General features: G+C 59.8%; 9 protein-coding genes. 8 read left to right on the forward strand and 1 reads right to left on the reverse strand.

Annotated elements, in window-relative coordinates; genetic code table 11:
• Positions 1 to 3: 3 nt before the first annotated feature.
• The 5 genes from atpG (at position 4) to DWW12_RS04615 (ending at position 5,382) form a co-directional block, all read left to right on the forward strand.
• Positions 4 to 912, forward strand: a complete 909-nt coding sequence (atpG, locus tag DWW12_RS04595) for an ATP synthase F1 subunit gamma (protein WP_006235716.1) — start codon at positions 4 to 6, stop codon at positions 910 to 912.
• A complete protein-coding gene (gene atpD / locus DWW12_RS04600; RefSeq protein WP_117855199.1) occupies positions 912 to 2,366 on the forward strand; it encodes a F0F1 ATP synthase subunit beta in 1,455 nt (484 codons plus the stop codon). The genes atpG and atpD overlap by 1 nt, the downstream gene beginning before the upstream one ends.
• Positions 2,367 to 2,369: 3 nt before the next feature.
• A complete protein-coding gene (gene atpC / locus DWW12_RS04605; RefSeq protein ID WP_006235718.1) occupies positions 2,370 to 2,762 on the forward strand; it encodes an ATP synthase F1 subunit epsilon in 393 nt (130 codons plus the stop codon).
• 88 nt (positions 2,763 to 2,850) lie between these two features.
• Positions 2,851 to 4,134: a UDP-N-acetylglucosamine 1-carboxyvinyltransferase gene (murA, locus tag DWW12_RS04610; RefSeq protein WP_035138796.1), complete on the forward strand. Its 1,284-nt coding sequence runs from the start codon at positions 2,851 to 2,853 to the stop codon at positions 4,132 to 4,134.
• Between the two features lie 12 nt (positions 4,135 to 4,146).
• Positions 4,147 to 5,382 (forward strand): LCP family protein, encoded by a 1,236-nt coding sequence (locus DWW12_RS04615; protein ID WP_117855200.1) that lies wholly within the window; start codon positions 4,147 to 4,149, stop codon positions 5,380 to 5,382.
• Between the two features lie 436 nt (positions 5,383 to 5,818).
• On the opposite strand, the gene pepT is transcribed toward DWW12_RS04615, so the two are convergent.
• Entirely contained in the window at positions 5,819 to 7,066 is a 1,248-nt protein-coding gene (gene pepT, locus DWW12_RS04620; RefSeq protein ID WP_117855209.1) for a peptidase T, read from the reverse strand.
• A 120-nt stretch (positions 7,067 to 7,186) separates the two neighbouring features.
• Between pepT and DWW12_RS04625 the strand changes: the two genes are divergently transcribed.
• The 3 genes from DWW12_RS04625 (at position 7,187) to DWW12_RS04635 (ending at position 10,072) form a co-directional block, all read left to right on the forward strand.
• The gene (locus tag DWW12_RS04625; protein ID WP_040359600.1) at positions 7,187 to 7,609 is read left to right on the forward strand and encodes a metal-dependent transcriptional regulator; all 423 of its coding nucleotides are present in this window, start codon (positions 7,187 to 7,189) and stop codon (positions 7,607 to 7,609) included.
• Positions 7,610 to 7,619: 10 nt separating this feature from the next.
• The gene (locus DWW12_RS04630; protein WP_117855202.1) at positions 7,620 to 8,513 is read left to right on the forward strand and encodes a homocysteine S-methyltransferase family protein; all 894 of its coding nucleotides are present in this window, start codon (positions 7,620 to 7,622) and stop codon (positions 8,511 to 8,513) included.
• A gap of 158 nt (positions 8,514 to 8,671) precedes the next feature.
• The gene (locus DWW12_RS04635) at positions 8,672 to 10,072 is read left to right on the forward strand and encodes a phosphoglucomutase/phosphomannomutase family protein (RefSeq protein ID WP_117630036.1); all 1,401 of its coding nucleotides are present in this window, start codon (positions 8,672 to 8,674) and stop codon (positions 10,070 to 10,072) included.
• Positions 10,073 to 10,193: the final 121 nt, after the last annotated feature.

The raw sequence follows: 10,193 nt of genomic DNA on the forward strand, positions 1-10,193 counted from the left end.
CCCATGGCCAACCTTCGCGACATTAAGAAGCGAATCTCCTCGGTTACCACGACCAAGCAGATCACGCGCACGATGGAGATGGTCTCTACGGCCAAGATCCGTCGTGCCCTCGATCGCTCCAAGCAGGCCGAGCCCTATAAGGAGGCGCTGACCGACGTCATGTTGACGGTCGCCGGCGACGCCTCCTGTTCGGGCACCGATCCCATGCTGCAGAAGCATGAGAGCGTCAAGCATGGCCTGATTGTCGTTATTGCCTCGGACCGCGGCCTTGCCGGCGGTTTCAATACGACGGTGGAGCGCACGGCCGAAAAGCTCGCCGCTTCTTGGGCGAACGACGGCATCGAGTGCGAGATCATCGCGTGTGGGCGCAAACCGGCCACGTATTTCCGTGACCGCGCAAACGTTGTCATGCACTTTGAGGGCAACTCCTCTGAGCCCGATTTCAATCAGGCCCGCATGATCTCCTCTCATATCTGCGATGCGTATCGTGCCGGTGAGCTTGACCGTGTCGAGCTTGTCTACCACCACGCCAAGAACCGCGTGGATCAGGAGCTTCGCGTCGAGCATCTGTTGCCGCTCGACCCCGAGATGATCGCTATGGCCCACGGTCCGCGTAAGAACGAGACCGACGCCCCTAAGCGCATCTCGTCCACGTTCGAGTTCGTGCCCTCTCCCGAGCATGTTCTCGGCAAGCTTGTGCCGTCTTACATCCTGACGGTCATCTACCAGGCCCTGATCGATTCGGCGGCTGCCGAGCAGGGTGCACGCCGCAAGGCCATGCACTCCGCGACGGAAAACGCCACCGCGATCATCTCGACCCTTACCCGCACGTATAGTCGCGTGCGCCAGGCTTCGATCACGACCGAGATTAACGAGATCGTCGGCGGAGCCTCAGCATTGGAGGAACAGTAATGGCTAATAACACCGTAAAGCTTGCGGTCGAGGAAGCCACCAAGAAGACGACTGCCGGTGATGGTCGCATCGTGCGAATCATCGGCCCTGTCGTCGACGTCAAGTTTGACGGCGCGGTGCCCCCGATCTACAACGCGCTCACGGTCGAGGCCGAGACCCCGATCGGTCATCTGAGCACGATCCTCGAGGTCGAGAGCCAGCTTCCGGGCGGCGTCGTCCGCACGGTCGCCATGTCCTCGACCGACGGCCTGCAGCGCGGCCTCATCGCCACCGATACCGGTGAGCCCATGAAGATGCCCGTTGGCCCCAAGACGCTCGGCCGAATTTGGAACGTTATGGGCAAGCCCGTCGACGGCAAGCCCACGCCCGAGGTGGAGGAGTTCTACCCCATCCACCATGCAGCGCCCCGTTTCGACGAGCTCACCACCAAGACCGAGATCTTCGAGACCGGCATCAAGGCCGTCGACCTGCTCGAGCCCTACATCCGTGGCGGCAAGACAGGCCTGTTCGGCGGCGCCGGCGTCGGCAAGACCGTTCTGATTCAGGAGCTCATCAACAACCTCGCCCAGGAGCACGGTGGCACCTCGGTGTTCACCGGCGTCGGCGAGCGTACCCGCGAGGGCACCGACCTGTTCCTCGAGATGAGCGAGTCTGGCGTTATCGACAAGACCTGCTTGGTCTATGGTCAGATGAACGAGCCGCCCGGAGCGCGTCTGCGCATCGGTCTGGCCGGCCTTACCACCGCTGAGTACTTCCGCGATCGCGGCCAGGACGTTCTGCTGTTCATCGACAACATCTTCCGCTTCTCCCAGGCAGGTTCCGAGGTTTCCGCACTGCTGGGCCGTATGCCGTCCGCCGTTGGTTACCAGCCCACGCTGGCAACCGAGATGGGCGACCTCCAGGAGCGCATTACCTCGACCAAGACGGGCTCCATTACCTCCGTCCAGGCTGTCTACGTCCCCGCAGACGACCTGACCGACCCGGCGCCTGCCACGACGTTTACGCACCTCGACGCCACCACGGTTCTTTCGCGTAGCATTTCGTCGCTCGGCCTGTTCCCGGCTATCGACCCGCTCGCATCTTCCTCCGACGCTCTCGATCCCTCGATCGTTGGCGAGGAGCACTACCGTGTCGCCGTCAAGGTCCAGGAGCTCCTGCAGGAGTACTCCGACCTTCAGGACATCATCGCCATTCTGGGTATGGACGAGCTGTCCGAGGAGCAGCGTCTTACGGTCAACCGTGCCCGTAAGATTCAGCAGTTCCTCTCGCAGTCCTTCCACGTCGCCGAGAAGTTCACCGGCAACCCCGGTGTCTACGTCCGCGTCGAGGATACCGTCCGCTCTTTCGCCGAGATTGTCGACGGCAAGGCCGATGACCTGCCCGAGCAGGCTTTCCGCTATGCTTCCACGATTGAGGACGTGCGCGAGCGCGCCCGCAAGATGGGGGAGAAGTAGGTTATGCGTATCCGCATCGTGTGCCCCGTGAGCTGCGCCTATGAGGGCGACGCTGCGTTTGTGTCGATTCCGTCCACGGATGGCGAGTTTGGCGTCCTGCCTGCTCACTCCAGCGAGATTTGCACGATCGACCGCGGCTACGTTCGCGTTTCCGATAAGGCCATGGGCACTGTCGACCACACGTTTGCCGTGGCCGGCGGTTATGCCCAGGTTGCGGACGATGTCGTGACCGTTCTCGCCGAGCGCGCTTGCGATTTGGCGACTGTCGATGCCGACAAGCTTAAAGCTGATATTCAAGGTTTTGAAGAGAAGCTGGGTAATTTGTCGGAGGATGATGCACGCCGCGCCTACCTCTATAATGAAATCGCATGGTGTAAGCTCAAGCTTGCCCAATAGTCAAACGATTTAGCGTTCGACCATTTGCGAACACATCATGCCCGGGATGGCCCAGCCACCCCGGGCATGCTTTTTGAAAGGGTAGACCTTGGATATTATCCGCGTTGAGGGTGGCCACGCCATCGGAGGCTCCGTGCCCGTCTCGGGCGCCAAGAACTCCGCGCTCAAACTCATGGCGGCAACGCTTCTGGCACCGGGCAAGACGACGCTGCAGAACGTGCCCGATATTTCCGATGTCCACGTGATGGGCAAGGTGCTCAAGGGCATGGGCGCTACGATCGATGTTCTCGACGAGCACACGCTCGAGATTGATACCTCTCAGGTCGATTCATGGGAGGCCCCCTACGAGCTCGTTGCCAAGATGCGCGCTTCCACCGCCGTCATGGGACCCCTGCTGGGCCGCTTCCATCGCGCCAAAATTGCCATGCCGGGCGGCTGCAACCTGGGTGCTCGCAAGATCGATATGCATATTCTTGGTCTTGAGGCCCTGGGCGTTGAGTTCGATACCGCCCACGGTTACATCAACGCTAATGCGCCCCAAGGTCTGCGCGGTACCACCGTCACGCTCGAGTTCGCCAGCGTCGGTGCGACCGAGAACCTCATCATGGCCTCTGTGCGCGCACAGGGCACCACGGTTATCGACAATGCCGCCCGCGAGCCCGAGATCGTCGATCTCGCTAACATGCTCAACGAGATGGGCGCCAAGATTGTTGGCGCCGGTACGCCCGTCGTGACTATCGAAGGCGTGGAAGAGCTCCATCCCGTTACCCATCGCGTGGTGGGCGACCGCATCGAGGCCGGTACCTTTATCGTTGCCGGTGCGTTGATGGCCGACGATCGCGGTGTCGATGTCACGGGCTTTTGCCCCATTCACTTGGGCATGGTGCTCAAGAAGATGGAGCTCATGGGTATCGACTGCGAGCGCGTCGAGGATGGCGTCCATGTGAACCGTGCCGAGCGTATCAAGCCGGTCGACATCCAGACGCTTCCGTTCCCCGGTTTCCCGACCGACATGCAGGCGCAGATTATGGTGCTCTCCGCCCTTGCCGACGGCAGTTCTGTTATTACCGAAAACATCTTCGAGAATCGCTTTATGTTTGCCTCTGAGCTGGTGCGCATGGGTGCCGACATTCGTATCGAGAGCCATCATGCCATGATTCATGGCGTCAAGGGCTTCTCGGGTGCACAGGTTACCTCGCCCGATCTGCGCGGCGGAGCGGCCCTCGTCGTAGCGGGCTTGATCGCCGACGGGACGACCGAGGTTTCGGCTATCCATCACATCAAGCGCGGCTACGAGCAGTTTGTCGAAAAGCTGCAGGCGCTTGGCGCGCATGTCGAGCATGCTACCGTCCCCGATCCCGTCATCTACTAATACAGGTTGCCTATGTTTAATAAAAAGCCCCTCGCGGATACCACCACCCGAAGACCCTCAACTGGTGCGCAGGCCAAGATCTACAGCCGCGATAACGTGGCTCGCTATTCCGAGCGCGCTCGCCAACGTCGTCGTAGCCACACGATTCGTCACGTCGCGCTCATTGTCGTGCTTGGCGTGCTGCTGAGTGCCACTACCGCTGCCGGCCTGTGGTTTGCCACCATTATGGGCAAGCTCGGCGATTCTAATGTCATTACTGACAATCTGCGTCGGGTTCTGGTTGACACCGAGGAGGCAAAGGATCCGTTCTACGTGCTGCTTCTTGGCACCGACGGCCGTCCGGGCGAGGATACGTATCGTGCCGACTCGATTATCCTGGCACGCATCGACCCCACGCAAAAGCAGGCGACGCTCATTTCCGTTCCGCGCGACACCAAGGTCGAGTACAAGGGCGAGACCATGAAGATCAACGCCTGCCATACCGTTGGCGGCGCCGAGGCCATGGTCGAGGCGGTCAACGAGCTGTGCGGTGTTCAGATTTCCCACTATGCCGAGGTCAGCTTCGACGGAATGCAGGCGCTGATTGATTCGGTTGGCGGTATCGACATTAACGCAACCGATGATGTTGGCGACCCCGAGCACCTGGATATTAAGATTACCGCTGGCCAGCAGCATATGGACGGTGCCACCGCCCTTACCTATGCCCGCTGCCGCTACACCTATGCCGACGGCGATTACACACGCATGCGCCACCAGCGTCAGGTGCTTGGCGCCCTTGCCAACCAGATTCTCAATAACTTCGATGCCACGAAGATCTTTGGCCTGGTTAATTCGCTGTCCGATATGCTCGTAACCGATATGAGCGTTCAGGATATCGTGGCTACGGTCAACGCCATGCGCGGTATGGATGTCGACGGTATCTACTCGGCCAACCTGCCCTCGTACGCCGACGACAGCACCATGATCGACGGCGTGAGCTACGTCTTTGTCTACGAGGACGAGCTCAAGGAAATGATGGAGCGCGTCGATGCCGGCAAGGATCCCAAGGGTCCCAACACCATGGGTCTTTCCAACGGTTCCAGCTCTACGATCGGCGACCTGAACAACAACACGTCTGACGACTACGCAAACGGTACCGCAACCTCATCGGTCAGCTCTGACGATTCCGATGACTCAAGCGATTCGAGCGATTCGGACTACTACGAAGAGCCCACCGGCGACGGCAACGGCTACGAAGCCAATTATTAGGGTTACGCGGGCTTACCAGCCCGCGTAACCAGTTGACGCTGCAAACCCGCCAGAGCGGCAATCTGCCTTTCAACTTCGGCGGCATGATCAAAAGATCAATGCCGCCTCGTTTCAAGGCACCTTGCTCGCTCTGGCGGGTTTTCGCTGTCGTTGCCAAAACATCGGCGTTGCCTTGGTCCGGACTAGTCGTTGGGTAGTCATTGGGGACGTTTTTAAACGACTAGTCAAACAAGAACCTCCCCAATGACTACCCACAAAGCGAGAGTGGATGTCGTCATTTTGCGGCACTTGGGGACGTTCCTTTTGTGCCGGCAGTTTGGGACACTCCTTGCGTTAAGAGGCTGGCGTGCGTCAACCTGTTCTCATTGCAGCAAAAAATCGCCCCGTTCTCGGTTGAGGACGGGGCGATTCGTCTTTTGGACTTGTGCAGCCAGGCTTATGCAAAGCGGGAGACGAGCTCCTGGAGCACGTCGGTCATCTTGACGAGCGAACTGACCGGGACGAATTCGTTGACGCCGTGGTAGCAATAGCCGCCGGTGGAAAGGTTGGGGCAGGGCAGACCGCGGAACGACAGCTGCGCGCCGTCGGTGCCGCCGCGAATCGGCAGCACTTGGGGCTCAACGCCGCAGGCAAGGTAGGCTTCCTTGGCAACATCAATAAGCTCGGGAAAGTCACAAACGATCTCGGCCATATTTCGATATTGCTGCTTAATCTCGACCGTCACGCGCTCCTCACCCAGACGCTGGTTGAGCATCGAGGCGGCGGCATCAATAAGGTCGAGTTTCTGCTGGAACTTGGCGGCGTCATGGTCGCGGACGATGTAGCGCGCCGTGGCGTGGTCGACGGTTGCAGATACACCCTCAAGGTGATAAAAGCCCTCGTAGCCTTCCGTATACTCCGGGCGCTGCACGTAGGGGAGCAACGCGTTGAAGTCGCAGAACAGATTGCCTGCGTTGACCATACGGCCCTTGGCGTCGCCCGGGTGGATGGACTGGCCCTCAAAGCGGACGGTCGCCTCGGCGGCGTTAAAGCACTCCCACTCCAGCTCGCCGATGGGGCCGCCGTCGACCGTGTAGGCGTACTTGCAGCCAAAGGTATCGATATCCAACAGCTCGGCTCCGTGGCCGATCTCCTCGTCAGGGCAGAAGCAAATGCCGAGTGCGGGATGGGGCAGAGAAGGGTCCTGAGCGATACGTGCGGCAAGCGACATGATCTCGGCGACGCCTGCCTTGTCGTCCGCGCCCAGCAGTGTGGTGCCATCGCTGCAGACCAGGTCCTCACCCGCGAGGTCGTTCAGGGCGGGAAGCTTGACGGTACTCATGGCAACGGGCTTACCGTCAACCGTGCCGCAGACCAGGTCGCCGCCTTCGTAGTGTACGATGTGCGGCTTCACGCCGGCGCCCGGTGCAACTTCGGTGGTGTCGAGATGGGCGATCAGGCCCAGGGCGGGCTTGTCCTCAGCGCCCGCACTTGCGGGGATATGCGCGCAGACATAGGCATGCTCGGTCACGTGGGCATCTTCCGCACCAAGCTCGCGCAGCTCTTCAGCCAGCACGTTGGCAAGGTCAAACTGAACGGTGCTCGAAGGTACCTGGTCGCAGTTTGCATCCTCGGACTGCGTGTTGATCTGGACGTAGCGCAAAAAGCGCTCGAGGACATCGGGGTTCGTGGTGGTGTTTTCCATAAAGACCGCTCCAATCTTGGTCGTCGTGTGCAACAAGAACTCTAGCACGGTATGCCACGGCATACCGCGACGCTTGGATGGGGTAGAATCAGCCATTGAATGCAGAAGGGACGGAAGATCATGGATACGACAAATAGCTCGCGCGAACTACATCTGACGGTGGCGAACGAAGACTACTTGGAGTGCATGGTTCGCATTGAAAGCGAAGAGGGGGAAACCAACGGCGTGCGATCGGTCGACATCGCGCAGCGCCTTGGCGTCTCCAAGGCATCGGTCAATAAAGCGGTTTCGGCGCTCAAGGCATCCGAGCTTGTCGAGCAATCGCACTATGGCAAGGTAATCCTGACCGATCGCGGCCGCGAGGTTGGCACGGCTATCTGGTACCGTCATCGCCTCATCCGCACGTTTTTGGTTCAGGAGCTCGGTGTCGAATTTGAGCGAGCCGATTCCGAGGCCTGCATGATGGAGCATGCGCTATCCGAGGACACGATGAGCCGCTGGCTCGCCTATCTCGAAAAGCAGGGAATCAGCGTCGAGGAATAGCGGGATATATATGGATACGAGTTATTACAACCGCTTTGGTGCCGAGGAACTTACGCGCCGCTTGTCGAGCGAGACCTTGTTGGCGCAGGGCCCCATGGGCAGTGTTCTGTTGAGTGAGTACGACGCCGCCGATATTCCACCGGCGTTTTGGAATCTGGCGGAGCCGCAGACCGTTTCTCGTATCCATCGCTTGTATGTCGCCGCCGGTGCGCAGGTGCTCATTACCAATACCTTTCAGTCATCAAGCTATGCCCTCAAGCACGACCAGATTGCGCCGTCCGTGGCGGAGGTCAATCGCGGGGCCGTCGACGATGCCCGCCAGGCGCACCCTCAGCTGCTGCTGGGCTCGATGGGTCCGATCGGTATTGAGTGGTTTGCCGAGGACTCTGCCGAGTTTCGTGAGATCCGAGGCATTGCGCGCGAACAGGCGCACGCCTTGCTCAATGCTGGTGTTGATGGTCTGCTGATCGAGACGGTGACGTCTATCCGTAATTTGCAGCCCATGCTTGCCGGCGCTCGAGATGCCGCTGACGGCATGCCTGTCCTGGTGAGTTTTGTCGTTGATGACAAAGGCGACCTGTTGGGCGATGGCCTCAACATCGAGGCAGCCGTTTTGTACGCCGAAAAACACGGCGCAAACTCGGTTGGTGTTAATTGCTGTTCGCTTGCGGCCGCGAACGCGGCGGTGCCTAGGATGGTTGCATCGGCGACTACTCCCGTCACGGTGCGTCCCAACGTGGGCGATCCGGTCCAGACTCAGGATGGCCCCGTATGGCACGAGAACCCCGAAGCTTTCGCGCGCGCATGCATCGAATGGAGACATGCCGGTGCCGCAATGGTGGGCAGTTGCTGTGGAACCACGGCAATCACTACGGCAGCGATGGCCGAGGCGCTCGATATATAAAGGGCAAAACCGCTCCATACGGGGCGGTTTTTTTATTGCCTGCATGTCCTCGGCAGCATTTGCCCAAATGGTGAATGCTGGTGCCGGCAGGTTGCCGAGTGTGTATCGCGGGTATACCTCATGCGTACCATGATCCAAACACTGTGAGGTGTCTGCGCGTGTGCGCGATAATTCATTTTGGAACTGACGGTTGGCGCGCTCGCGTCGATGAGGACTTCACTGCCGATAACGTTGCCCGTATCGCCGATGCCGTCGGCGAGTTGTGGCAAAAGACCAATCCGGGCAAAACGGTATATATAGGGTTCGACACTCGGCCCCTGGCGCGCGAGTTCGCTGAGCTTGCGGCGGGTGTGCTAGCAGCGCACGGGCTAGACGCCGTGCTCGCTTCGCGACCTGTTCCGACCCCTGCCCTTACGTGGGCGGCGGCTTATGACGGTGAGGCGTGCGGCGCGCTCATGGTGACGGGGTCCCATCATCCGCAGGGTTATCTGTGTCTCAAGATTCGCATGGGTGACGGCTCGACCGCCAACCAGGATGTCATCGAAGAGCTCGAAGAGACCATGGCTCCCGAGCCAATGGGGATCGAGGGGCAATATCGCACCGCGGATATCATTCCTGACTATATGCAAGCGGTGGCATCGTTTGTCGATGCCGAAGCCATCCGCGCCGCGCACCTGCGCGTGGTTGTTGACCCCATGGGCGGCGCAGCCCAGGGCTATCTAGCCGACTTGCTGCGCGAGCTTGGCGTTGAGGTGCACGAGATTCACGCCGGGCAGGCGCCTGACCAAGAAGATATCTGCCCCGACCCCGTTGAGCCGTGGGTGGACGCTTGCGAGCATACGGTTATCGAGGACGGAGCTTGCGCTGGCCTGGTGACCGACGGCGACGCCGACCGTATCGGCGCGGTTGACGAGCGCGGCAGATATATACATCCGCATCAGATCATGGCGCTCGTTTTGGGCGACTTGGTTCAATTTCGTAATTTGGAGGGGCGCGTCGTCGTCAATCTTTCGTGCTCGACGCTCGTGCGTCGCATTGCCGAGGCGCTTGGCTGCCGCGTGACCGTCAAACCAGTCGGTTTCAAATATATAGCGGCAGAGATGAAGAAGGGTGGCGTCCTCATAGGCGGCGAAGAAGCCGGTGGTATCGGCATCGCCGCGCATATGCCCGAGCGCGATGGAATCCTCGCCTGTCTGATTCTGTGTGAGCTTATGGCAAAGACGGACGCGCCTTTGGGCGTTCTGGTCGACCAACTCGAGGACAGTTTTGGTAAGACGAGTTACGGTCGACGCGATTTGCGCCTTGAGGCCGAAGATGCCGAAACGTTACGAACCCTGCTGCCGGGCGTAAACCCCAAGTCGATTTGTGGCAAGGTGCCGCAAAACGTTAGTCATATGGATGGCTTGCGTTTAGCATTCGAGGATGACACGTGGCTGCTGGTCCGTCCTAGCGGGACCGAACCAGTGGTGCGCGTCTACGCCGAGGGGTTCTCGGTGGAAGAACGTGATGAGTTGCTCGATGCTGGCTGTGCTTTAGCTAGGGGAACGTATCCGCTTTAACCATGAGACTGCCTTATATAAAGAGATGCTCGGTGAGCGGTAGTTAACGGCTGGCAAACGTTAGTCGGATCCCAAATTGTGTAGGAAATGTGTACGCCCAGATTCCCGCCCCCGGCGCCCC

Source organism: Collinsella sp. AF14-35, from assembly GCF_003464565.1.
GTDB lineage: Bacteria > Actinomycetota > Coriobacteriia > Coriobacteriales > Coriobacteriaceae > Collinsella.